This window comes from Ruegeria sp., assembly GCF_040830605.1.
In the GTDB taxonomy this organism is placed as follows: domain Bacteria; phylum Pseudomonadota; class Alphaproteobacteria; order Rhodobacterales; family Rhodobacteraceae; genus Ruegeria.
The window spans coordinates 48,225-72,505 of the sequence record NZ_JBFOMD010000008.1 but is presented as its reverse complement, the minus strand read 5'-3'; the positions used below and the strand labels follow the sequence as shown (position 1 = coordinate 72,505).

The following is a 24,281-nucleotide window of genomic DNA, read 5'->3' as shown; positions in this document are numbered from 1 at the left end:
AAACCGGGCGGTTCCCAGTAGGGGATACGCAACGGTTTCCTTGCCGATTATTCCGGCACAGGCAGTGAATTCACCAGGGTTCGGGCGCGCCGATTCATCGGTGTCTCCGCCATGGCGTTGGCTGCAGGGCCATTGCATCGAAGTTCACTGAACGCAGCGTCCGCCGCATGGGGGATAAGGCCATTCGCTCGTTGCACTCACTGGCTGTCGAAACGATAAGGCGCGGCCTGGTTCAAGCCCTTACAAAACAATCATTCCGCGAAAAACGGCTGTGGCGCCGTCCCACATTGAGACTTAGAGTGCAACTTAGAATAGTGCGCGCCTGCATCGGATTCCGCTGACATCGGGCTGTCATGCAAGCGTGCGGTATTGGTCCTGTGCCTTATGACTCGGAGAAAGCTGATGATATTGAAACAAACTCTCAAGATTGCCGCCAAAGCCGGAGTAGCGCTGATTGCGTCGGTCTCGCTGACATGGGCATGCACCGGGATCATGCTGACCGGTTCCGACGGGAGTATCATCCGCGCAAGAACCGCTGAGTGGGGGCCGTTCGATCTTGAGACCAAGATCAACGTTATTCCAAGGGGCTACGCCTACACTGCCAGCGAGATGCCGGATGGAAAACAGGGCGCCTCATGGACCGGCCGTTTCGGCATGGTCGGCATCAGCATGCTGGACCATGGCGCGCCCGCCGATGGGATCAACGAGGCCGGGCTGACCGCCGGGCTGTTCTACCTGCCGGGCTTCACCGAATATCAGGAATACCAGCCCGATCTCGCGGACAACACCATCCCCGGGGACTTGCTGGCCAGCTATGTCCTGTCGATGTTCGAAACGGTTGAAGAGGCGCAGGCCGGTCTCGCGGATATTCGCGTCGTCGGCGTCGTGGACGAGACGCTTGGCTTTCCGTTTCCGTTTCACATGCTGGTGGCGGACCGCTTCGGCGGGCGGATCGTGATCGAGTATATCGACGGCGAACTGACGATCTTTGAGGCCCCGCTTGGCGTCATCACCAATTCGCCGAACTACGACTGGCACATGACCAACCTCAACAATTACGTCAACCTGTCGGCCATCGGCCTGCCATCGGTCGAAGCCAGCGGCGTCACCTTCGCTCCGCTCGGAGCGGGCAGCGGCATGATCGGCCTGCCGGGCGATTTCACCCCGCCATCGCGCTTTGTCCGCGCGGTTGCGTTTTCGCAAACGGCACGCGACACCGAGGGCGGCTACGATACGGTGCGTGAGGCGTTTCGGATCCTCGACAATTTCAACATTCCGGCCGATGCCGCCGAGGGTGCCGAGGATGATGTCCAGTCAGAGGACCTGCTCTACAGCGCCACGCAGGTCACCACCGCCAGCGACTCCCAAAACCTCGCCTATTACTACCACACGATGTACGACCGGACCGTGCACATGGTCGATCTCAAGCAGATCGATTTCGAGGGTATGGGCAATCAGATGATCGTCTTTCCGACAAGCGGCGACCGCGAACCCACAATCGTCGACATGACGCCGACCAACTAGGGCCGGATGTGCTCGGGCTGCGGTGAGGCCGACGCAGGGACGCAGCCCGAGATACCTTGATGCCACCGGGCGCTTCAGGTGAAGCTTGGGACTTTCGATCCGGCGCCGAAATGAACGGCACCACTGGCTCAGGCAAGGCTGCCACCGACGTTACACTTGTGGCTGCCGGATGCGTGGTTGTCTGCGTGGCCGGCAATGGGCCGCCCCTTGATGGGGTTTCGCGGGAGGAGGAGCGACCGGCGTCGAACGCTCTTTCCTCAAGGCCCAGGCGGTACCCAGCTTTGAGACCCCATCAAGGCTGTTGTCATTCGCGCGCGGTGACCTCCGCAGCCTCCTTAATGGCAGACATGACATCCGCGACGCTCTGCGGGTCGAGCGCCCCCGCGCGAGGCGATGCAAACCCACCGCTGTCGTTATCGAAATACTTCCCCGACGCGTCGGAAAACGCGTCGGACAAAGCAGTGCGGCGCAGGATGTCGGCTCCGATCTGCAGATCATTGCCCGCGACACCAAAGCCTTCCTTGACCATCTTCGATGCCAGCAAGGAACCGGGATTGACGGCGATGAAGACAGGCCCGTCCGGGTGCTCCTTCGCGATCTCCCGGGTCCAGATCGTGATGGCCAGTTTGCTTTGCGCATAGGCGCCCATGTCGTCCAGGGTTCTCTGGCCGCGCATCGCACGTACATCAACCGGCGCCTGCGCCGCAGACGACAGGTTCACCACGCGGCCCCTTGCGGGAATAATCGGCAGCAACTGACGGGTCAGCAGATAAGGTGCGATTGTATTGACCATGAAACGCACGTCGAGACCCTCGGGCGTATGGGTCTGCGGCGTCTTGTAGACGCCCGCGTTGTTGATCAGCACGTCGAGCCGGTCATGGCGTGACAGGACCGCCTCGACCAGCGCACGAACCTCGCTCGGCCGCGACAGGTCGGCACGGAAGGTCTCGGGATCGCCGCCCACCTGACGCGCGGCCGCTTCCAGCTTTTCGGCGCTGCGGCCGTGCAGCAGGATCGTGTGCCCCTCGGCGGCGAGATTCTTTGCGGTCAAGAGGCCGATGCCGTCGGTCGCGCCGGTGATCAGAATGGTCTTGGTCATGGAAAGGCTCCTCAGTTCGTTAAGTCCGGCAGGATCTCGTCAGCGATCCGCTGCATGGTGGTTTCAATATCCGCGCGATTGAAGCGCAGGTTCAGCGCGACGTGGTTGATGCCAAGCGCCCGAAGCTCTGACAGGTACCTCCGCAGGAAGTCGGTGCCAGACTGGAACCCGAGGTGGATCGGACGCGGCGGCGCGTCCCGACGGTCGAGCAGATCGACATAAAGCGATTGCATCACCGGTTTGTCCGGGAACCCGGCCTCGCTAACGCGACGGCGATAGTCGGCGACCACCCGTCCCTGCGCGGCGGCATCGCGCGGATAGGTCATCCAGCCGTCGCCGTTTTGCGCCACCCAGTCGGGCACCTGCTGGCTGCCGCCGGTGATGAGCAGCGGCAGGCGCCCGGCGCTGGGTTTCGGCAGCATGTCGATCCCGCCGGTAAGCGTGCCTTGCGCCGTTTCCAGCTGGGGACAATCCCGGGCCAGGGCACGGATGTAATCGACGCTCTCGCGGAACCGCGCGCCGCGATCCGGGAAGGACATGTTGAGCGCCGGGTATTCCTCGGGCCGGTCGCCCGACGCGATACCCAACAGAAGCCGCCCGCCAGACAGGACATCAGCCGAGGCGGCGGCCTTGGCCACATGCGCGGGATGGCGCAGGGGCAGCACGACGCTGGCCACGCCAACGGCGATGTCGCGTGTCGTCATGGCCAGCGCGCCCAGATAGACGAACGGATCGAAGACCTGCCCGGCATCGCCGAACGACGGCACGTTGAACGGCACGTCCCGCAGCCAGAGCGCCGAGAACCCGAGCGCATCGGCCAGTTGTGCGCGCGCGATATGGCGGGTCATGTCCGGCACGGCGCTTCGCATGTAGCTCTCCAGCGGCACCACCAGGCCGATGCTCATATGCCCGGGGCGGAAGACCGCATTGTAGGCGCGGTTCATCCTTGGAAAACTGGTTGTCTCGGTCTTGTCCAGCATGTCGTCTCTCCCGCCCGTGTCAGAACCGTACCAGCGTCCGGCTTTCGATGCTCTTGCGAACCGTCGCGACGTCCGGGTCCTCGACGCGGTCGATGGCGCTGTGGCCGACCGACGGGCGGCCCTTGCTGTCGTAGATGTTGAAATACACCACCTCGTCCGGGGTCATCCGCGAAAGATAGACCCACTCGTGCCGGTCGTTCGCGGCCAGCCCCATGATGTGACCGCGGCGGTCCGGGTAGATCAGGTCGATCAGGATCCAGTCTTCCCCGGCAACGGTCGAAGGCCGCACGAAGCCGAGCGGCGCGCTGTTGATCGGGTTCTCGACCGGCCGCCACACATTGACAAAGGCGTAGTGCCCAGCCGACCATTCGGCCGCCCGTTCCTTGCCCAGAATGCCGATCAGACGCTTTTCCGCGCCCTCCTGGCTGTAATCGCTGTGAACATTGCGCGCAGGTCGCCGCTTGGCGTCCGGATCGTCGATACGTAGGGTGTGATCGAACACGACAACGTCCCGCGCACCGATGGACTGGCGCAACATTTTCGCCAGTTCGCGGTCGTAAACGCCCTGCCAGCCGGCCTCCGCGCCAAATTGGGCGACCTGCGTCGGCACCCTGGCAAAGGCGAAGCTATCGGCCTCATAGCTGGCGGTTGACGTTCCCGCGCGCAGGTCGGTCAGCGCGACCTCGGTAGCGACCAGTTTCGGCGAAACGAGATTGCCTTCGATCCCGCCTGCATCGATCTCGAACGCTTGACGCTCGGGTTTGTGGACGTGGTAGTTGACCATTCCGGTGCTCGACATCGGAGGCTCCTTTCACTGGCAAGACCGGCCCGGCCATCCTGATACGGACCGGTCAAGTGGTTCAGGCGAGGTCGTCCTTGCCTTCGATCACATAGTGATGGCTGACGGACCCCGCGATGCGGGCTGCGAGGTGCGGCGCATAGGCCTCGTCGGCCATGAAGGCCTCGGCATTTTCCTTCGCCGGCCACTCGATGATGATCCGCAGTGCGGCGGGCTGCTCGTCCCCTTCCACCTGCTCGTGGTTTGCGGTGCGGGCGAGATACTTGCCGCCATGTGCCGCCACGCGCTCATTGGCGGTGGGCAGATAGCCGGGGATCCAGTCTTCGCTGGACGGAGTGACGTCGAGGACGGAATAGTAAGCCATTGGAGAACTCCTTTCTTTGATCGTTGTTGAAGGTGCCGGTCAGAACCAGCTGACGGTGTCCGACATCGCGCGGCGGGTCTTTGGAAATTCGGGGTCCTTCGCGCGATACCCAAAGGCGAACATGACCGCGGGCTTCCACTTGTTCGTGTCGATGGCGAAATGCTGTGCCAGGGTTTCGGTGGTCTGCGCCATGTCGAAGCCCTCGATCGGGCAGGAATCGATGCCCATCAGCGCACCCGCCGTCATCATGTTGGCCAGAACGATATAAGCCTGCTTGCCGGACCAGTCGGCGATCTCGCGGTCGGTTGTGATGCCGTGATCGGTCGCCTGGAACTTGCCATAGGCCCCGTTGAAGATCTCGATCACCTCGTCGGGCAGACGCTTGACGGTGCGATAGTGGTCTTGGAGGTACTCCGACCCGGCTGTCATCGTCTCAGAGGTGCTGGCGAGGATGATGCCGAAATGGCTGGCCGTGCCCAACTGGCCGGTGGTGCCGTTCATCATACCGTTGGCGCCCCAGCTAAAGTCACGGAAAAGCTCACGGTTCTCCGGGTTCTGGATCATCAGGATCCGGAACGGCTCGTGCCCGAAAGAGGTCGGCGACAAGCGCCCGGCTTCTAGGATCGTCTCGAATTCGCCGTCACTGATCCTGCGTTCGGGATCGAAGACCTTTGTGGCATGGCGGAAGTTGAAGGCGTCGAGGATCTGCGCCTGTGTATCGGTGGTAACCTGGGTGATCGCGTTCATGTGTCGCTCCATCGGGCGTTGTGTTGTCTGGGAAGCGAGATATCACTTGCTGTGACACATAAAATCGGCTCAATTATGAGTTCAGTTTTCGTATTTTAAAGATAATCGAGATGAACATAGACAGCCTGCGCCTTTTCGTCATGGCCGCCGAACGGCTAAATATCAGCGGCGCCGGTCGCGCGCTCGGGTTGGCGCCGGCGGTTGCCAGCGCGCGCCTCGCCAAGCTGGAAACCGAACTCGGGGTCGAACTCCTGCGCCGCACCACCCGCAAGGTGTCCTTGTCGCTCGAGGGGTCGGATTTTCTGCCCTACGCCCGCGAAATCCTCGCGCAGGCGGATGCTGCGCGCGCCGCGCTTGGTGGATCGGATTCCGGGGCAAAAGGAACGTTGCGCTTCGCCGCGCCCAGCAGTTTCGCGCAATTGCACGTCATGCCGCTCCTGCCGGAGTTCCAAACCCTCTATCCCGATCTCACGCTGGATCTCCGCCTCTCCGACACGCGCTTTGACGCAATCGAGGGCAGCTTCGATCTCGCGCTGCGCAGCGCGCCACTGACCGACAGCAGCCTCAAGGGACGCAAGCTTGCAGACGATACCCGCGTTCTCTGCGCCTCTCCGGGCTATCTCGAGGTTCACGGAACGCCCGAGGCCGCGTCAGATCTTGCCGGGCACCATTTCATCGCCTGGAGCAATCTGGATACGCGTGAACTGACCAATACCGCTGGCGAACGGGCCGTGCTGGACCCTGCCGACATGATCTGCCGCACCATCGTGGATGACGGCGATGCGCAGCGAGAGGCGACCATCGCCGGGGCCGGTCTGTCGATCAACTCGCTTTGGAGCGTGTCGCACGAAATCCGTTCGGGACGACTCGTCCACGTTCTCCCCGACTGGCAGTTGCATGACCGATCTGTACTTTGGCTGGTTTATCCCCGGTCCAACGTTCTGACCCCGAAGACACGTCTCTTCATCGACTTTCTGATCGAGCGACTTGGGCATCGGGAAAAGTGGTGAGATCGAACATTCGTATTCGGACCATCCCACCTTAGCCCCACAGGAGGAGGCGTGATCGGCGGTGAAATACCCATCGGAAACTCGCAAATATCTCTACACCCCGACGGTATCACTGGCGCCTGGCACCGCGACAAGGCTGGTCCGATCACGGTTGGTCACGACAACCTGAGCTTGCAAGAAGCCCGCCAAGCGCCGGTGCCCCGGCGTCTTCTCCTGTTTCTTGTCTGCCGCCGTATCGACCTCTGCCCGGCGCGCGCATGTCCCCAGCGATCCCGCCGCATCGGTGTCGCACCCGCGATATAATCGCAAAAGCGTTGCCAGATTTTCAGGTTCAACTTAACCTTGCGTAAGGCAACCCGCTGCGACGGTTGCCCACCCCGTCTTAATCCGAACGCGAACACTCAGGAGGGATCAATGCCCGAAGCGACTCATAAGTTCAAATTCGAGAAGAAATTCAACATCAAGAGCACGGCAGACCTTACGCCCACGCTCGACGCCAAGATCAATTTCACCATTCCGCTTGACGGCTCCGAAGTCTCGCTTGCCAAGAAGATCGAAACGAATTTCAAAAAAGAATTCGAAAAGCTGGTGAAGGCACAGATCAGCCATCTGGAAACCTGGCTGAAGGAGAAACAGAAAAACATCGACGATGCCAAAGCGCTCGACAAGAACATCCGCAAGATGGGCATGCCAAAAGACGACGCCGGCTGCAAGAAACTGGCCAGTGAACTGGACAAATTAGCCAAATTGAGTTTTTCCGCCGACAGTCTGCAGAAGGATTTCCAGAAACTCATCGACGGCTGGGCCGACAATGTTATGGAACAGCAGGGCTATGTCGCCCTGGCGGCGGCCAAGAAGCAGGCCGGATCCAAGCTGCTGAAAGACAAGAAGGCCCGCATGACCCTGGGCAAGGTGGTCAAGGGCATCCTGCTTGTCTCGGCCATCGCCGTGGGCGTCGCGGCCCTGGTCCTCAGCGCGGGCACCGCCGCGCCGCTGGTCCTCGGGCTTGGCATTGCCACCGCCGCGCTTTCGGGCGGCGCCGGGATCGTCGGTTTTGCCAAGAACGTAATCAGGGACAAGGATCTCGAAAAGAAGATCCTCAAGAATGTCGAAGGCGAGCTGAAGAACATCAAGGCGGCGATGGCGCCCTTCGAAAAAAGCTCGATCGGCAAGCACGTCTCCGAGCTTGACGTGGTCATCAAGCAGCGCAGTTCCGAGATCCAGAAACTGTCGATGGAAATGAAGAAGACGCGGACGCAGATCGATTCCGAAATCAAGGCCCTGCGCAAAATTCACACCGAAAAGAGCATATCGGAAATGCTGGGCGACAAGGTCATCAAGAAACAGATCGACAACTGCTTCAAGCTGAAAGACGAAGCCGAAGCGATCGCCAAGGATCTTGAAAAAGCGTTTTCCATCATGAACAGCGGAAAATCTCTGATCGCCGAGTTGAAGGCGTTCAACGTCAAGATCGAAGAGTTTGGGAAGTTCTACAAATCCAATTCCATCGGCAGCAATCTCAAGACCTACTTCTCCAGCGTGGACGGCTACACCGATCTGGCAAAATCGCTGGGTGCCTTCCGTCCGGGCGCGCCTCTGGCAGGTTGAACATGTGTGCAGCGGGTGTCCGGCTTGGTGAGGGCCGGCCATGAAGCTTGCAATTGCAGGCGCGCGCAGACCGTTCGCCAGTCGCCTGACACGGTCCTGAGAACCCGTCTGCCTTTTCGGGACGGAGGTCGTGATCGTCACCGTCAAGACCACGGCGGCTATCGAGATGCCAAATACGCGCTTGCGAGTGCCCCGGTGCTGTCCTGGCAAAAAGGTATGGCAAACGGCGTCCACCCGTCGCCACTTTCGTTCACATGCCGATCCGCTCGGCTTAAGCCCGATCGCCACGACCTGGTCGCGGACCAGCCGACCGTATAGGCGCGTGGAGATTCACGGGCGGTCGCGAAACCGACTGAGAAACATGGAAGCGCACCCGATCATTTCTTGCCAACTCACCCAGTTTTTTACTGAACGGCAGGTATTCTCGGTGCGCTCGACCTGCACCGGCTGCTCGGCTTTCCTCCGAATAACCGGGACACACTCGCGCACGCGGTTGCTGCTAGCCAGGTCACTCACTTTGAGCCCGACAAGATCGCAGCCCCAAAAAACTGCTGTAGACGCAACGTTGAACAGCGCGATGTCGCGCCGTTTGCATGCGAGTCCGCGCCGCGCTCGCATCAAGGTTCTGACGGGTCTCCCATGGGCTCAGCGCCGACTTTCCGCCTGGTAGATTGAATGATTGAAGAACCGGCCAACAACCTGTTCGCCCGTCATAAGGCGTGGGTGTTCGTTGAGCGGCCAACAGCCACCCCCCCCCCGCGATCTTCGACCGTACCGACACCCCGCCCATATGAAACGCCAGCACCCACCCGTTGCTCCGATGTCTGACACCCGGCACCCTGTTCTGCGCGCCACAAAACGTTTGCCCGGACGGTCATCCCTGTGTCAGTTTCACCCCGATGACCGACCAACAGCGTGCCCGGAAACCCAATCCCGACATCCAACTGCCCGGCTGGGCGCATATGCCCGCCGTTCCGATTGCAACGTCGCCGTTTTTCCGCTGGCCCCCCGATCCCGCCGCCATGTGGCGCTGGGTTGCCGCGCGCTGGCTGAGTTGTGCCGAGAACGTCATCGTGCTGGCGCTGGCCCTGATCAGCTGGGTCTGGCTCACCCCGTCGCCGGAGCGGATGCAGAGCCTGTCGCTGGACTGGATCGCCCTGATCTGGCTGCGCAATCTCGGCCTGATGCTGCTGGTTGCGGGCGGGCTGCACCTCTATTTTCACGGCGTCAGCCTGCAGGGCGCGCGGCTGAAATTCGACCCGCGCCAGTTGATGCGCAAGGGGCGGCAGTTCACCTTCTCCAATCAGGTGCATGACAACATGTTCTGGAGCCTGACCAGCGGGGTGGGGTTCTGGACCGCCTATGAGGTGCTGATGCTGCACGGGGCGGCACGCGGCTGGGTGCCCTGGCTCGATCCGGCGGCGCATCCGGTCTGGACGGTACTGATCCTGTTGCTGACCCCGGTCTGGATCTCGTTCCACTTCTACTGGATCCACCGCGCGCTGCACTGGCCGCCGCTCTACCGGCTCGCCCACGCGCTGCATCACCGCAACATCAACGTGGGTCCCTGGTCCGGACTGTCGATGCATCCTGTCGAACACTTGCTGTTCTTCAGCTCGATCCTGATCCATCTGGTGGTCCCGGCCCATCCGCTGCACATTCTGTTCCACCTGCAACACCAGTCGCTGACAGCGGCCAGCTCGCATACCGGCTACGAGGGCCTGCTGGTCAAGGACCGTAACCGGCTCGCGCTGGGCACCTTCCACCACCAGATGCATCACCGGTATTTTGAGGTGAATTACGGTAATCTGGAAATGCCGTGGGATGCCTGGTTCGGCACGTTTCACGACGGCACGCCTGCCGCGCATGAGCGGTTGAAATCCCGTCGTGGCCGCCCGGCGGGATGACGCAGCGAAAGCAACGGAGGGAGACGGAATGCGCATAGCCATTGCAGGCGCGGGCAGTATCGGCTGCTTTACCGGCGGTCTGCTGGCCGCTGCGGGCCATGACGTGACCCTGCTCGGCCGCGCCCGGGGGCTGGACGAGATCCGCGCGCAGGGCCTGACCTGCACGGATTTCGCCGGGCTCACGCAGACCGTTCCCGCCAGTCGCCTGACATTCTCGGAAGAGCCCGTCTGTCTTGCCGGGACGCAGGTCGTGATCGTCACCGTCAAGACCCCGGCAACCATCGAAATGGCCGGGCTGATCGCCGAACATGCGCCTGCGAGCGCGCCGGTACTGTCCTGGCAGAACGGGATGGCAAACGCCGCCACCCTGCGCGAATTGTTGCCCGACCGCGATATCCGCGCCGGGATGGTGCCGTTCAACGTGGTGCCCACCGGCCCGGCCACCTATCACCGCGCCACTTCGGGCGACATCGTGATCCAGTCCGGCCCGGGCGATCTGGCGCAGCACCTCACGTCGCTGCCTCTGCCGGTCACCGAGAGCGAGCGGATCGCGGCGGTGCAATGGGGCAAGCTGGTGATTAACCTCAACAATGCGCTCAATGCGCTCTCGGGCCTTACCTTGCAGGAGCAGTTGCTGAACCGCGACTGGCGCCGGTTGATGGCCGACCAGATGGCCGAGGCGCTGGGCGTGCTGCGCGCCGCGCATATCCCCGTCGCTTCGACCACGCCGCTGCCCGCCTGGGCCGGGCCGCATATCCTGCGCCTGCCGACGCCGCTCTTTACCCGCATCGCCGCGCAGATGCTGACCATCGACCCCTCGGCCCGTACCTCGATGGCCTATGACCTGATGGGCGGGCATCCCACCGAAATCGACAGCCTGCAGGGTGAGATCATCCGGCTGGGCCAGCGCCACGGTGTTCCCACCCCCCTCTGCAGCGCCATCCTCGACCGCGTCACCGCCGCAACCGAGGCGGCAGAGCGCAACCCCGCCCTCAGCCCCGCCCAGATCCGGCCCTGAAACAGCGGTCAGACGATCAGCATCAGCAACCAGAAAATGCCCGCCGCCAGAGATCCGGCCAAGGGCACCGTCACCACCCAGGCCGCCACGATGGTCAGGAAATGCGACCGCCGCACCAGCTTGCGCCGACGCCGCTCCTCGCGCGCCAGCCGTTGCGAGGTGCTGTACTGCCGCCGCCCGGCCTCCCACTCGCGGTAAAAGCCGATGCCGAACACGCCGCCCACGGCGATGTGGGTGGAACTGACCGGCAGGCCCAGCCAACTGGCCAGAATGACGGTGACCGCCGCCGACAGCGCGACGCAATAAGACCGCATCGGGTTCAGCTTGGTGATCTGGCTGCCGACGCGCCGGATCAGACGCGGACCGAACAGGAACAGGCCAAAGGCGATGCCGAAGGCCCCGATCAGCATCACCCAGTTGGGCACCGCGATCCCTTCGGCCAGCGCGCCATGTTCGGCGGCGTGCACGATGGCCGCCAGCGGCCCCACCGCGTTGGCCACGTCATTGGCGCCATGCGCAAAACTCAGCAGCGTCGCGGCGATCACCAGCGGCAAGGCGAACAGCGCCTTGACCGAGCGCATGCGGTTCTCCATCCCCTCCGACTGCCGCCGGATCACCGGGATCGTGGCGCCCCACAGCAGCAGACCGGACACCACGCCCAGCACCAGCGCCTCGGACCCGCTCAGCGTCACGATCCGGCCCAGCCCCTTGATGCCCAGATAGGCGGCAAAGGTGCCGCCCATGATGCCCACCAGGATCGGCACCCAGCGCCGTGCGGCGGCCATCTTGTCCGCGCGCTGCGAAATCCGGTTGCGGATCAGCGCCAGCACCGCCGCCGCGATGGCACCGCCCATCAGCGGCGAGACGATCCAGCTCGCGGTGATCCGCCCCATCATCGGCCAGTTCAGCGCCTCATATCCCGCCGCCGCGATCCCGGCGCCCATCACCCCGCCCACGATCGAGTGGGTGGTCGAGACCGGCGCCCCGATCAGCGTTGCGAAATTAATGAACAGGGCGGCGGCCATCAGCGCGGCCATCATCATCGCCAGCAGCGGAGGCCCCTGCGGCACCGATTGCGGATCGACGATGCCCACCGAGATGGTCGACACCACGTCCGACCCCGCCAGCAGCGCCCCGGCGATCTCGGCCAGCGCGGCGATCACGATGGCCGTGGACATCCGCAATGCCCGCGCGCCCACCACCGGCCCCATGTTGTTGGCCACGTCGTTGGCGCCAATGTTCAGCGCCATATAGGCCCCGAACACCGCCGCTGCGGCCACCAGCACACCGCCGGGCGGAAAGCCCAGAACCAACTCGGCCAGCAGCGCCGCCAGCACCAGAAAGGCCAGCGCCACACCGGTCCCGACCAGCGGACGCGACGTATGGGCCACCGCGATCTCGATCCGCGAGATCCGGTGCAGCTCCCGGTCCAGCCGGGCCCATTGATTGCCATTCGGGGCGTTCGCCATCGTCGCGGTTTCCGTCAGCGCAGGTGGCAGAACCGCCTACAGGTCCCCGCCGCACACTGCAAGGGCGATTGAAACCGGTTTGAGTAAAGTTATTGCAAACCGCGCAGCAAATCCTGCAATTCCGGCTCACGCACCAGACCCGCCGCCTCGGTGGCCGGAACCCAGCGCCGCTGCCGCTGGTCGCGTTCGGGATAATCCTCGGCCAACGCCTCGACCTTGATCCGGTAGACATTGGTCAGGATCGGCTCGGGCACGCCATTGCTCAGGATCTTGTCGTATTTATAGGTCCCGACCGGTTTCCGGCTGAATCCGGCCGGTCTCACCCCGGCCTCTTCCCATGCCTCGCGCGCCGCCGCCTCGGCCCCGTCCAGCCCGTCGATGGGCCAGCCCTTGGGCACGATCCAGCGTCCGGTATCGCGGCTGGTGACCAACAGCACTTCGGGCCCATCCTCGCCCCGCCGCACGCACAGCGCCGCCACCTGCACCCGTCTGGGGCGCAGGATCAAAGGCCGCACTACCTCTTCCCAGGCTTTTCGCAATGCGTTGGTCATCGCATTTGGATCGTTTCTGTCGCGCGCATTGTTAAATATGTCTGCTTAATATGCATTATCCTGCGAATTTCAATGGTTTCCCTTTGTTTTCAATCGGCAACGCCCCGCTTGCGCCCCCCGCCCGCATGACGCATCCTGCATCTTTAAATGGTAACGAGGTAAGCGATGGGCAAGGCACGGATCGGCGTTTTTGGTCTGGGAACCATGGGCAGCGCGCTTGCGCAGAACTTCGCCGACAAGGGGATCTCGGTCGCCGTCACCAACCGTGAAGCCGACTGGATCGCCCCGTTTCTGGCCAAGGCCGGGCCTCTGGCCGACCGTATCACCGGCGCGGAAACGCTCGCGGATTTCGTCGCTGCCCTCGCCACTCCGCGCCTGATCCTGCTGATGATCCCCTCGGGCGCGCCGGTCGACGCGATGATCGAGGCGTTCCGCCCGCTGCTCGCCCCCGGCGACACGCTGATCGACGCCGGCAATGCCGATTTCAACGACACCATCCGCCGCACGGCTGAACTGGCCGAGGCCGGCCTGCATTTCGTCGGCATCGGGGTTTCGGGCGGGGAAGAGGGCGCGCGCACCGGCCCGTCGATGATGGTCGGGGGCTCGGCCGATAGCTGGACGCGGCTGCAACAGGTGCTCGAGCCCATAGCGGCGAAATTCGAGGGCGATCCATGCGTCGCCCATCTCGGCCCCGACGGCGCCGGTCACTTCGTCAAGACGGTGCATAACGGCATCGAATATGCCGACATGCAGATGATCGCCGAGGTTTACGGCCTGCTGCGCGACGGGGCGGGGTGGGACGCCCCCCGCATCGGTGCCCTGTTCCAAAGCTGGGAGGGTGGCCCTCTCGCCTCGTTCCTCATCGAGACCACCGCCCGCATCCTTCAGGTCACCGATCCACTCTCGGGCAAGCCGATGGTGGACATGATCCGCGATCAGGCCGGGCAGAAGGGCACCGGGCGCTGGACTGTCATCGAGGCACTCAAACTCGGCCAATCCGCCTCGGCCATCGAGGCCGCGGTGGGCGCCCGCTCCTGGTCGTCCACCAAATCCGCCAGGCTGGCGGCGGCCACTCAACTGCCCCCCGAAACCGCGCCCGCCGATCTCCCACCGCCTTCGGACCTTGCCGAGGCCCTCTATGCGGGCCGCCTGCTGGCCCATCTGCAAGGCTTCGACATCCTGCGTGCCGCCTCCGCCGAATTCGGCTGGTCCCTCGACCGCGCCCGCATTGCCGAGATCTGGCGGGCGGGCTGCATCATCCGCTCGGCGCTGCTGAGCGATCTCGCCCCGATCCTGCGCGCCACGCCCGACCGCCCGTCTTATCTTGCCCCCGGCATCGCCGACCTGCTGGCCCCCGCCTTGCCCGCCCTGCGCCGCACCGTGGCAAGCGCCGCCACGCTGGGCCTGCCGGTTTCGTCACTCTCCGCCGCGCTCGCCTGGTACGACACCGCGCGGCAGGGCGTGGGCACCGCCAACCTGATCCAGGCCCAGCGCGACGCCTTCGGCCGCCACGGTTTCGAACGCACCGACCGCCCCGGCAAGACCAACGCCGATTGGAGTTGAAGCCCGGGCAAACGATCTGACCAAGCTCGTCTTATCGCCAGCTCAAGCCTCTTCCCAATCCACCTAGTGGCCCGGAATCAAGGGCGTAGCCCGCCGGGCCGCGCCATCCCTCCCGCATGGGAGGGCGCATTGGCGATGCCCCACGCCGCCCATCCGTCGTCCGGAGCTTTTGAGATAAACCGCCGACCACACGCGTTGCGTGCGCCCACCCGAGGGAGGCCGCGGCCCTCTGTCGAGCCACCCGCAGACCACCCCCGAACCGCCTACACCCCATTGCAACTCCCGCATCAATCGGCAAGCTGGCGGGCGAGGGAGAGCCATATGACCGAACAGCTGACAGGCGACTATGACTACGTCATCGTCGGCGGCGGCACCGCCGGATGCGTGCTGGCCAACCGCCTGAGCGAGGATCCGAACACGAACGTCCTGCTGCTCGAAGCGGGCGGCAATGACCGCTACCACTGGGTGCATATCCCGGTCGGCTATCTCTACTGCATCGGCAATCCGCGCGTCGACTGGATGATGAAGACCGCGTCCGAACCCGGCCTCAACGGCCGGTCGCTGGTCTATCCCCGCGGCAAGGTGCTGGGCGGCTGTACCTCGATCAACGGCATGATCTATATGCGCGGGCAGGCCGCCGACTATGACGGTTGGCGGCAGATGGGCAACGCGGGCTGGGGCTGGGACGACGTGCTGCCCTGGTTTCGCAAATCCGAGGATCACCACAAGGGCGGGACGGATCTGCACGGGGCAGGGGGCGAATGGAAGGTGACCACCCAGCGCCTCAGTTGGGACATCCTGCGCGCCTTTCAGGAGGGCGCCCGCGAGTTCGGCTACGGTCCCACCGAGGATTTCAATTCGGGCAGCAACGAGGGCTCGGGCTTCTTTGAGGTGAACCAGAAAAACGGCCTGCGCTGGAACACCACCAAGGCCTTCCTGCGCCCGGCCATGAAACGCCCCAACCTGCGGGTGCTGACCCATGCCATGACCGACTGCCTGATCCTCGACGGGCGCCGCGTAACCGGCGTCGCCCTCCGCCACAAGGACAAACCGATGACCGTCACGGCCCGGCGCGAGGTGCTGCTGGCCGCCGGTTCCCTCAACTCGCCCAAGCTGTTGGAGCTGTCCGGCATCGGCCAGCCCGACCGTCTCTCGGCGCTGGGCATCACCCCGGTCCACGACCTGCCCGGCGTCGGGGAAAACCTGCAGGACCACCTGCAAATCCGCACCGTGTTCAAGGTCTCCGGCACCGAAACCCTCAACGAAAAGGCCAACTCCCTGACCGGCCGCATCGGCATCGCGCTGAAATACGCGCTCACCCGCTCAGGGCCCCTGTCGATGGCGCCCAGCCAGTTCGGCCTTTTCACCAAATCCGACCCGGCGCTCGCCACCCCGGACCTCGAATACCATGTCCAGCCGCTCTCCACCGACAGGCTCGGCGATCCGCTGCACCCGTTCCCGGCCATCACCGTGTCGGTCTGCAACCTGCGCCCCGAAAGCGTGGGCCACAGCCACATCACCACCAGCCAGCCCGACCCGCAGCCCGATATCCGCCTCAACTACCTCAGCGCCGAGCGCGACAAGCAGGTCGCCGTCGCCGCCATCAAACAGGCCCGCATGATCATGACGGCCAAGGCGCTGCGCCCCTACCAGCCGCAGGAGTTCCTGCCCGGACCTGCAATCCGATCCGACGCCGATTTGCTGGCCGAGACCGGCAACATCGCCACCACGATCTTTCACCCGGTGGGCACCTGCAAGATGGGCACCGACCCGATGGCCGTGGTGACGCCCGAGTTGCGCGTCCATGGCGTGGGCGGCCTGCGCGTCATCGACGCTTCGATCATGCCGAAAATCACCTCCGGCAATACCGCCTCCCCGGTCATCATGATCGCCGAGAAAGCCGCCGACATGATCCGCTCGTCCGCCTGACCGCCCCAGGCGCCACAGGCAAGTCACACAGAAAACCCCGCGCTAACCCAGGTTCCTGCCGCAATGCGGACATTGGCCCAGCCCGGCATGTTTGCGCGACCTCTGCACATCGTCCCGGATCTCCTCGGCAACCCGCTTGCTCAGCCCCAGATCCCGCCGGATCTGCTCCAGCTCCTCTTCCTCATCGGCATCGATCACCCCGTCCTCCAGCGCCACGCGCAGCTGCTTGGTCAGCTCCGCCCGCCTACGGCGCAGCAGATCGGCCATGCCGCTGGCCAGAATACCGGCGGGCAGGGCGGCGATGCCGATGCCCACCACGCCGACCAGAGATCCGAATATCTGCCCGGCGGGCGTCACCGGCGTCACATCGCCATAGCCCACCGTCGTCAGCGTCGCCATCGCCCACCACATCGCCGCGGGGATCGAGCCGAACTTGTCCGGCTGCACCTCATGCTCGGCCAGATAGGCGCCGCTCGCGGCCAGAACCAGCAGCACGATCAGGATGAAGAACCCCGCAAAGAACGCATTGGCCTCCTCCCGGAACACATCCAGCAGCATCGACATGGCCGAGGAATAGCGGGTCAGTTTGAGGATGCGCAGCAGCCGCAGCACCCGCAGGAACCGCAGGTCCATATCGACCAGGAAGCCCAGGTAGAACGGCAGGATCGCCAGCAGGTCGATCAGCGCAAGCGGAGACAGCATGTAGGCCAGCCGGGGATGCGCCTTGTCCTGAAACTCCGGGTGTTCGGGGCTGGCCCACACCCGCGCGATATACTCGACGCTGAACACCGCGACCGAGATCACCTCGATCACCCAGAACGCCGTGTGAAAGCGCGCGTTGATACTGCTCACGGTTTCCAGAACCACGGCGGCCACGTTGATCGCAATGAGGGTGATCAGGAACAGGTCCAGATACCGGCCCACCCGGTCGGTCCGGTCACTCGGGTCGAGTTTCTCGTGGATGAGTTTCTGAAGCTGGCCCAACGCGTAACACCCGGTTTTGCGGATTGTTTTGCCGATAGTAGCATAACCAATCCGTCAAACATGTGCGACGCTTAGGCAGTTGTTCCGAAGCTTGGGGCTATCGGCGGGGCTTTGCCCGCAGGGTCGGATCCGCCTCGGTCGGGTCCTCGGGCCAGGGATGTTTGGGATATTGCGCACGCATGTCCTTGCGCACATCCGCATAGGACCCGGCCCAGAACCCCGGCAGATCGCGGGTGATCTGGATGGGCCGCTGCGCCGGGGACAGCAGGGTGATCTTCAGCGGCACGCCGCCCACCACCGGATGCCGGGTCACCCCGAACATCTCCTGCAGGCGCACCGAGATCTCCGGCACCTCGCCGCCATAGCCAATGGGCACCTTGCGCCCCAGCGGCGTGACGAACGCGCCCGGCGCCCGGCGGTCCAGCTCCTGCATCTGCTCCCAACTCAACGTCGCCCTGAGCGCGGGCAATGGATCGAACCGCTTCCAGTCCTCGGCGCTCTTCACGCCCGTCAGCATTGGCAGCAGCCAGTCTTCCAGCGTGTCCATCAAGCCATGGGTCGAGAAATCCGGCAGATCGGCCTCCTCGGCCCGCACCAGTTCAACCCGTGCCGCCAGTCGCGCGGCTGCACCCTCCAGCCGCAGCCCCAGATCGCGCACCCCGTCCAGCATGGCGCGGGCTACCGCCTCGGGAGGCACCTCCTTCCAGATCCGGTCATCCAGCGTGATCGCCCCGAACCGCTCCTGCCGCCGCGCCACCACGCGGCGCTCACGCTTTGACCACTCGCAGAGATCGACCCAAGCAATCTGGTCGCCAAACAGATCCCGTATCTCCCGCTCCGAAATCTGCGCCGCCAGCCGGATCTTCGCCTCGCGCGGGTTTCCATCCGTGTCGATGGCCACCAGATAGGGGGCGCCTGACAGCCTGTCCCCGGCTTCCAGCACCGCGCCCTTGCCACCCGAAAGCACATAACGTGGCGCATCGCCCTTGCGCCGCTGTCCGATCCGGTCGGGATAGGCCAGCGCCGCCATTGCCGCCGGGCTCAGCCCGGCTCCCGTGCCCTTGGCCTGAGCACGCAATCGCCGAACCTCTCCCTTGATCCGGTCCAGCACACCCATATTCACCGGATAGGGCCGGTTGCGCTGAAACGCCTTTGGATCGCGCAGCGCCTCCAGCCGCAGCGCCAGATCCACCGGTGCCCCGCGCAGCGGATCGCGCTCGGCCATCAACGCCGCCAAAGGCGCCGCCTCGGCCTCCGCCGTTACCAGCATATGCCCCAGACGCGGATGCAGGGGCAGGGCGGTCAGCGCCCGCCCGTGGTCCGTGATCCGCCCTTTGCCATCGAGCGCCCCCAGCATCGCCAACAACGCGCGCGCCTCGGTCAGCGCCCCCTCGGGCGGCGCGGTCGGAAACGCCAGTTCCCCCGGCTCCGCGCCCCAGAGCGCCAGTTCCAACGCCAGCCCGGTCAGATCCGCCGCCTCGATCTCGGCCGGCGGAAACGCGGCCAGCGCCCCATCCTCGCCTTTCGACCAGAGCCGATAGCACACGCCCTCGGCCACCCGGCCTGCGCGCCCGGCCCGCTGCGTGGCCTCGGCCCGCGTCACCCGTTCCGTCACCAGCCGCGACATACCGGATCCCGGATCGAACCGCGCCCGCCGCGCCTGACCCATATCCACCACCACGCGAATGTCGGGAATGGTCAGCGAGGTCTCGGCAATCGAGGTCGCCAGCACCACCTTGCGCCCCCGCTCCACCGGCGCAATCGCCGCGCGCTGGGCGGCAAAGGGCATCGCCCCGAACAGCGGACGCACAACGCAGCCCTCAGGCAACCGCCCGGCCAGCGCCGCCTCAGCCCGGCGTATCTCTCCCTCGCCGGGCAGAAACACCAGCACTCCGCCGCCGATGGCCTGCGTCTCGCGCTCCGCCCGCTCCACCAGATCGACCAGAGCGTCCAGCCGCCGCGCCTGCGCCCCCAACGGCCGTTCCAGCCAGCGCATCTCCACCGGATAGCTCCGCCCCTCCGACGTCACCAGCGGCGCATCCATCAACTCGCCCACCGGCCCCGCATCCAGCGTCGCCGACATCGCCAGCAGGATCAGATCCTCCCGCAACGCGCCCGCCACCTCCAGACACAAGGCCAGCCCCAGATCGGCATTCAGCGACCGCTCATGGAATTCATCGAAGATCACCGCCCCCACGCCCGGCAAATCCGGCTCGGATTGCAGCATCCGGGTTAGGATGCCTTCGGTCACCACCTCGATCCGCGTCGCCTTGGACACCTTGACCTCACCGCGCACGCGATACCCCACGGTCTCGCCCGCACGTCCCCCCAGCGTTTCGGCCATACGCTCGGCAGCCGCACGCGCCGCCAGCCGCCGGGGCTCCAGCATCACGATCCGGCCCTCGCACAGCGCCGCCTCCAGCATCGCCAGCGGCACCCGCGTGGTCTTTCCCGCCCCGGGCGGGGCCTGCAACACCGCCCGCCCGCGCGCCCTCAACGCCGCGATCAGTTCGGGAAGGACATCCTCTATCGGTAACCTGCTCATCCCCGCCTTATCGCCAAAGCGCGCGGGCAGGTCCAGCGCGGGTGCATCGGGACAATCCGGCGCAACCACTTGCCGCACGCCCCTCTGGACAAACCCGCCGCCCCTGCGTCATCTAGGCAAAATCCCCGAAAGGTGCCCCATGGACATCACCGAGCTTGCAGACCGCATCCTGACCGGCGACCGCCGCGCACTGGCCCGCGCGATCACGCTGGTGGAAAGCCAGCGCGCCGATCACCGGGCGCAGGCGGGCGAGCTGCTCGAACACCTGTCCAAGGCCCATCGCCAAGCGCTGCGCATCGGCCTCTCGGGCACGCCGGGCGTCGGCAAATCCACCTTCATCGAGGCCTTCGGGATGCTGCTGACCGGGCAGGACCTGCGCGTCGCCGTCCTCGCCGTCGATCCCAGCTCGGCCCGCTCCGGCGGCTCGATCCTCGGCGACAAGACAAGGATGGAGCGCCTCAGCCGCGAAAAAAACGCCTTCATCCGCCCGTCACCCAGCCAGACCCATCTCGGCGGCGTCGCCCGCCGCACGCGCGAGGCGGTGGCGCTGTGCGAGGCCGCAGGCTTCGACGTGGTGCTGATCGAAACCGTGGGCGTGGGGCAATCCGAAACCGTGGTGGCGGAAATGTCCGACCTCTTCCTGTTGCTGCTGGCACCCGCCGGCGGAGACGAACTCCAAGGCGTCAAGCGCGGCATCATGGAGATGGCCGACCTGATCCTGATCAACAAGGCCGACGGAGACCTGAAACCCGCCGCCACCCGCACCTGCGCCGACTACATGGGCGCCCTGCGGCTCTTGCGCAAACGCCCGCAGGATCCGGCGGATTTCCCCAAGGCGATGATGGTTTCGGCGGTCGAGCACGAGGGCCTCGCTGACGCCTGGAGCGAAATGCAGGCGCTCACCGGCTGGCGCAAGGAAAACGGCCACTGGGACGCAAACCGCGCCACCCAGGCCCGCTACTGGTTCGACCAGGAGGTGCGCCACGCCCTGCTCGCCCGCCTCAACACGCCCGAGGCCCGCTCGGAAATGGACCGGCTCAGCGGTGACGTGGCCCAAGGGCGTCTCGGCCCCACCGCCGCCGCCGAACAGATGCTGGCCACCCTGAAAACCGCCTGATCACGTCGAAACCGCCTGATCTTCATCTTTTCCTAAATACTCCTGACCCGCTGCCCGGCAGGCGGCTTTGCCGCCGTGAGGGGAAGCATGGCCCGGTACGGGCCATATTGGCCCAGAGGCCGACCAAACCCGCACGGGCAAAGATTTCACACCACCCATCTTGACCCTTCCGGCGATTCCTCCTAAACGCATCCAACCAGTTTTCGGGCGCGTCCACCGGCCGCGCCCCTTGTGATTTGGCAGACGGCCCGATGCCCTGCCACCAGAAACAAAGGAAGAAACCATGTCGCGCCGTTGCGAACTGACCGGAAAAGGCCCGATGACTGGCAACAATGTCAGCCACGCCAACAACAAGACCAAGCGTCGCTTTCTGCCCAACCTGAACGACGTCACCCTGCAGTCGGAAACCCTGGGCCGCGGCGTCAAGCTGCGCATCTCGGCAGCCGCGCTGCGCTCGGTCGACCACCGTGGTGGTCTGGACGCGTTCCTGGCCAAAGCCAAGGACGAGGATCTGTCGGCCAACGCCCTGAAAGTGAAGAAAGAGATCGCCAAGGCCCAAGCCTCGGCCTGATCCCACACTTTCCGATCACCGGATTTCGGACCCCGCGCCCCAAGGTGCGGGGTCTTTGCGTGCGCACCACCGCCGCTCGATGCCCCGGATCAAGGCCGACCCCGGTCCGGATCACCCGAAGCTCAGAAGCGGCTTGTTGTTCTTGAGATGCCGCGCGACCAGTCGCGCCTGCTGCCGCCCGCGCGGGATATAGCGCGCCGCCGGAGGTTCATAGTTCAGATCGACCAGTTCGGGGAAAATCCCGAAAATCTCGCGCCGGGCCTCGCTGCTGATCGCATCCAGCGCCTCCGGCCCGGTATAGAGGCTTTCACTGGGCGCGCCCTCGGCAAAGACGATCTCATGCCGGTCGAACAGCAGGTGATAATACTCGACGCTCTCGACGCTCGCGTCGACGAAAACGCCGGGCAGGGCGGTCAGCTTGATCGCGGGGATCAGAACCTCGAACGCGCCGAACATCCGCTGCGCGATCTTTGAGCGGACCAGCATGCGGTGCTGGCGCGACACCAGAAGATCGCGCTGCGGAAGGCCATGACCCAGCGCGCCCGCCAGAATGCGAACCGGCCTGAGTTTGGGGTTCTCCGCAAGATCAAGCAGCTCGAAACGTCGCCTGCCGATCCAGCGAATGGGCTGCGGTCCGTTGCCCGCGGTCGCAACCTGATCGCCCACCCGCAGGTCCTGCACGCTGACGGCTCCGCTGCCGGACCGGATCAGCGTGTCACGGGTGAAACACGGGAAACCGGTGCCGTTTTCGAAAGCGGAATAGGTAATGACCGTTCCCGAAGGCAGGGTGAAGGTGCCGCTCGACAGGGAATAGCCAACCCCCGCCGACACGGTGAACGTCCCGAAGGTGGCATCGTTCACCACCGTCCCCGTCGGCAGGTTCAGCGTATCGGTTCCGTTGCCGCCCTGCACATCGCCGGTGACGGTTGTACTGATGAGGTCCAGCGTGTCGTTGCCGCCGCCCAGCCGGATGTTGCCGACATTCGAGCCCTGGATCGAGACCGTATCGCTGCCCGAGCCCGCATTGACGCTGCCGCCAACGGTGCTCCCGGTCACGGTAATGTCGTCGGCGCCGCCGTTGCCCCGAACCGTGCCGGAAATGGTGCTGTTGGTCACCGTTACCGTGTCGTTGCCGCCCCGGGCGCGAATATTATTGATCGGCGTGCCTTGTGGCGTGCCGTTCAATGTGCCGTTGTCATCGGTGACGTCGATGTTGTCGGCGGATCCTGTCCCGTTGATATTGGGCATGACCGAAGGTTCCAGTTTGCCGGGTCACCGGCGGCGGCCGACCCGAATTCGAGTTTAAGGTCTTAGACAACCTACACCGCAACGTATACATGATCCCGGGATGCATCAAATTGACGGTTTTTCTGTTTTGATCGACTGTGGCACATCTGTTTTGCTGGCCCCGGTCACCGCGCCCCTGGTTCGCTGCATGATGTCAGTGGGTTGCCTCGGACCGGGATGGGCAACGGGATCATCGCCGAGACCGGCATGGCTGGGCAGCAGGGCGATGACCTGGCGGGAAGCGGCCTTGGCAGCCTTGCTGTCGCAGGCTGCCGATTGCGCTTGAAGCGGGCCCGGATGCGGACCTATACCAAACCCGCGATGCAGACCCGTCTCCGCACATATCTGGCGCTTGCGCTGTCGGCGCTTCTGGCCTTAACCGGCCAAAGCCTAGCCGCCTCGCGCGGGCTGGATGCCGCCGTGGGGCAGATGGAGATCTGTACCGGCACCGGCCCGGTCATCATCTATATGGATGCCGAGGGTCAGCCGACACAGGCCCCGCATTATTGCCCGGACTTCGCGCTTACCCTGCTGGGCGCCATCGCGCCGGACGCGGCCTTGCTGCCTCCGGCGCCCGAGACCATTCAGCCGACCCCGCAGCGCACCGCCCGCAATCTAATCTCTCCGGTCACGCTCCGCGCCTCGGCCCGGGCGCCGCCCCGGCGTGTCTGACCCCACAGAGTTCCAAGGAAAATCAGACACAAGTGAGGAGAGACGCCATGTCGCTCAAATCCATCCTGCTCGCCGCCACCGCAACCCTGACACTGACTGGCGCCGCCCTGGCCGACGGGGCCATCATGATCGAAGACGCCTATGCCCGCGCCGCCGGCAAATCCGCCAAGGCCGGGGCCGCGTTCATGACGATCATGAACCACGGCGATGAGGCCGACCGCCTGATCGACGCAAAATCCGATGCCGCCGCCCGGGTCGAGCTGCACACCCACAAGGTCAATGCCGACGGGGTCGCCCAGATGCTGCATGTGCCCGAAGGCTTCGCCATCCCCGCGGGCGCGGCGCACCCGCTGGCCCGCGGCGGCGATCACGTGATGTTCATGGGTCTCACCCAGCCCTTCGAGCAGGGCGCGATGATCCCGGTGACGCTGATCTTCGAGAAAGCGGGCGAAGTGCAAATCGAAATCCCCGTCGATCTGAACCGCAAGCCGGGCGAGGGCGCAGGACATCAGAAACACTCGAACTGAAGGCCACGCC

The 24,281-nt window shown here is 64.7% G+C and carries 21 protein-coding genes; 11 read left to right on the top strand and 10 right to left on the bottom strand.

Going from position 1 to position 24,281, the window contains the following annotated elements; all coding sequences use genetic code 11:
* Positions 1–402: 402 nt before the first annotated feature.
* Positions 403–1,524, top strand: coding sequence for a linear amide C-N hydrolase (locus AB3N21_RS11725; protein ID WP_367935398.1), 1,122 nt, complete (start codon positions 403–405; stop codon positions 1,522–1,524).
* Positions 1,525–1,828: 304 nt separating this feature from the next.
* On the opposite strand, the gene AB3N21_RS11720 is transcribed toward AB3N21_RS11725, so the two are convergent.
* The 5 genes from AB3N21_RS11720 to AB3N21_RS11700 form a co-directional block, all read right to left on the bottom strand.
* Entirely contained in the window at positions 1,829–2,623 is a 795-nt protein-coding gene (locus AB3N21_RS11720; protein WP_367935397.1) for an SDR family NAD(P)-dependent oxidoreductase, read from the bottom strand.
* Between the two features lie 11 nt (positions 2,624–2,634).
* Positions 2,635–3,603 carry an LLM class oxidoreductase gene (locus AB3N21_RS11715; RefSeq protein ID WP_367935396.1) on the bottom strand — a complete coding sequence of 323 codons (969 nt, stop codon included), beginning with the start codon at positions 3,601–3,603 and terminating at the stop codon, positions 2,635–2,637.
* A gap of 19 nt (positions 3,604–3,622) precedes the next feature.
* Complete coding sequence (locus AB3N21_RS11710) at positions 3,623–4,402, bottom strand: CmcJ/NvfI family oxidoreductase (protein ID WP_367935395.1); 780 nt, start codon at positions 4,400–4,402, stop codon at positions 3,623–3,625.
* 61 nt (positions 4,403–4,463) lie between these two features.
* Positions 4,464–4,766: a DUF1330 domain-containing protein gene (locus AB3N21_RS11705; RefSeq protein WP_367935394.1), complete on the bottom strand. Its 303-nt coding sequence runs from the start codon at positions 4,764–4,766 to the stop codon at positions 4,464–4,466.
* Positions 4,767–4,805: 39 nt separating this feature from the next.
* Positions 4,806–5,513, bottom strand: coding sequence for an NAD(P)H-dependent oxidoreductase (locus tag AB3N21_RS11700; protein ID WP_367935393.1), 708 nt, complete (start codon positions 5,511–5,513; stop codon positions 4,806–4,808).
* 110 nt (positions 5,514–5,623) lie between these two features.
* Here AB3N21_RS11700 and AB3N21_RS11695 point away from each other — a divergent pair, with 110 nt between their 5' ends.
* The 4 genes from AB3N21_RS11695 to AB3N21_RS11680 all read left to right on the top strand — a co-directional run bounded on the left by AB3N21_RS11695 (position 5,624) and on the right by AB3N21_RS11680 (position 11,056).
* Positions 5,624–6,523, top strand: coding sequence for a LysR family transcriptional regulator (locus AB3N21_RS11695; RefSeq protein ID WP_367935392.1), 900 nt, complete (start codon positions 5,624–5,626; stop codon positions 6,521–6,523).
* Between the two features lie 414 nt (positions 6,524–6,937).
* Entirely contained in the window at positions 6,938–8,131 is a 1,194-nt protein-coding gene (locus tag AB3N21_RS11690; protein WP_367935391.1) for a hypothetical protein, read from the top strand.
* Positions 8,132–9,030: 899 nt separating this feature from the next.
* The gene (locus tag AB3N21_RS11685) at positions 9,031–10,038 is read left to right on the top strand and encodes a sterol desaturase family protein (protein WP_367935390.1); all 1,008 of its coding nucleotides are present in this window, start codon (positions 9,031–9,033) and stop codon (positions 10,036–10,038) included.
* A 28-nt stretch (positions 10,039–10,066) separates the two neighbouring features.
* Complete coding sequence (locus AB3N21_RS11680; RefSeq protein ID WP_367935389.1) at positions 10,067–11,056, top strand: 2-dehydropantoate 2-reductase; 990 nt, start codon at positions 10,067–10,069, stop codon at positions 11,054–11,056.
* An 8-nt stretch (positions 11,057–11,064) separates the two neighbouring features.
* Here the strand turns inward: AB3N21_RS11680 and AB3N21_RS11675 are convergent, their stop codons facing one another.
* Positions 11,065–12,525 carry an inorganic phosphate transporter gene (locus AB3N21_RS11675; RefSeq protein ID WP_367935388.1) on the bottom strand — a complete coding sequence of 487 codons (1,461 nt, stop codon included), beginning with the start codon at positions 12,523–12,525 and terminating at the stop codon, positions 11,065–11,067.
* A gap of 89 nt (positions 12,526–12,614) precedes the next feature.
* Complete coding sequence (locus AB3N21_RS11670; protein WP_367935387.1) at positions 12,615–13,076, bottom strand: NUDIX hydrolase; 462 nt, start codon at positions 13,074–13,076, stop codon at positions 12,615–12,617.
* Between the two features lie 165 nt (positions 13,077–13,241).
* Here AB3N21_RS11670 and gndA point away from each other — a divergent pair, with 165 nt between their 5' ends.
* Together gndA and AB3N21_RS11660 are read left to right on the top strand one after the other, a co-directional pair.
* On the top strand, positions 13,242–14,639 hold the full coding sequence (gene gndA / locus AB3N21_RS11665) for an NADP-dependent phosphogluconate dehydrogenase (RefSeq protein ID WP_367935386.1): 1,398 nt from the start codon (positions 13,242–13,244) through the stop codon (positions 14,637–14,639).
* A gap of 321 nt (positions 14,640–14,960) precedes the next feature.
* Positions 14,961–16,568, top strand: a complete 1,608-nt coding sequence (locus AB3N21_RS11660; RefSeq protein ID WP_367935385.1) for a GMC family oxidoreductase — start codon at positions 14,961–14,963, stop codon at positions 16,566–16,568.
* 42 nt (positions 16,569–16,610) lie between these two features.
* Here AB3N21_RS11660 and AB3N21_RS11655 read toward each other — a convergent pair whose 3' ends face one another.
* Together AB3N21_RS11655 and hrpB are read right to left on the bottom strand one after the other, a co-directional pair.
* Positions 16,611–17,552 carry a potassium channel family protein gene (locus AB3N21_RS11655; RefSeq protein ID WP_367935384.1) on the bottom strand — a complete coding sequence of 314 codons (942 nt, stop codon included), beginning with the start codon at positions 17,550–17,552 and terminating at the stop codon, positions 16,611–16,613.
* 97 nt (positions 17,553–17,649) lie between these two features.
* A complete protein-coding gene (gene hrpB, locus AB3N21_RS11650) occupies positions 17,650–20,097 on the bottom strand; it encodes an ATP-dependent helicase HrpB (protein ID WP_367935383.1) in 2,448 nt (815 codons plus the stop codon).
* A 139-nt stretch (positions 20,098–20,236) separates the two neighbouring features.
* Here hrpB and meaB point away from each other — a divergent pair, with 139 nt between their 5' ends.
* Both meaB and rpmB read left to right on the top strand, forming a co-directional pair.
* The gene (meaB, locus tag AB3N21_RS11645) at positions 20,237–21,214 is read left to right on the top strand and encodes a methylmalonyl Co-A mutase-associated GTPase MeaB (RefSeq protein WP_367935382.1); all 978 of its coding nucleotides are present in this window, start codon (positions 20,237–20,239) and stop codon (positions 21,212–21,214) included.
* A 283-nt stretch (positions 21,215–21,497) separates the two neighbouring features.
* Positions 21,498–21,785: a 50S ribosomal protein L28 gene (gene rpmB, locus AB3N21_RS11640; RefSeq protein WP_138839816.1), complete on the top strand. Its 288-nt coding sequence runs from the start codon at positions 21,498–21,500 to the stop codon at positions 21,783–21,785.
* Between the two features lie 111 nt (positions 21,786–21,896).
* Here rpmB and AB3N21_RS11635 read toward each other — a convergent pair whose 3' ends face one another.
* Positions 21,897–23,033 carry a Hint domain-containing protein gene (locus AB3N21_RS11635; RefSeq protein WP_367935381.1) on the bottom strand — a complete coding sequence of 379 codons (1,137 nt, stop codon included), beginning with the start codon at positions 23,031–23,033 and terminating at the stop codon, positions 21,897–21,899.
* A 216-nt stretch (positions 23,034–23,249) separates the two neighbouring features.
* On the opposite strand from AB3N21_RS11635, the gene AB3N21_RS11630 reads away from it, so the two are divergent.
* The gene (locus AB3N21_RS11630; RefSeq protein WP_367935380.1) at positions 23,250–23,744 is read left to right on the top strand and encodes a hypothetical protein; all 495 of its coding nucleotides are present in this window, start codon (positions 23,250–23,252) and stop codon (positions 23,742–23,744) included.
* Between the two features lie 47 nt (positions 23,745–23,791).
* Complete coding sequence (locus AB3N21_RS11625; protein WP_367935379.1) at positions 23,792–24,271, top strand: copper chaperone PCu(A)C; 480 nt, start codon at positions 23,792–23,794, stop codon at positions 24,269–24,271.
* The last annotated feature ends 10 nt before the right edge of the window (positions 24,272–24,281 follow it).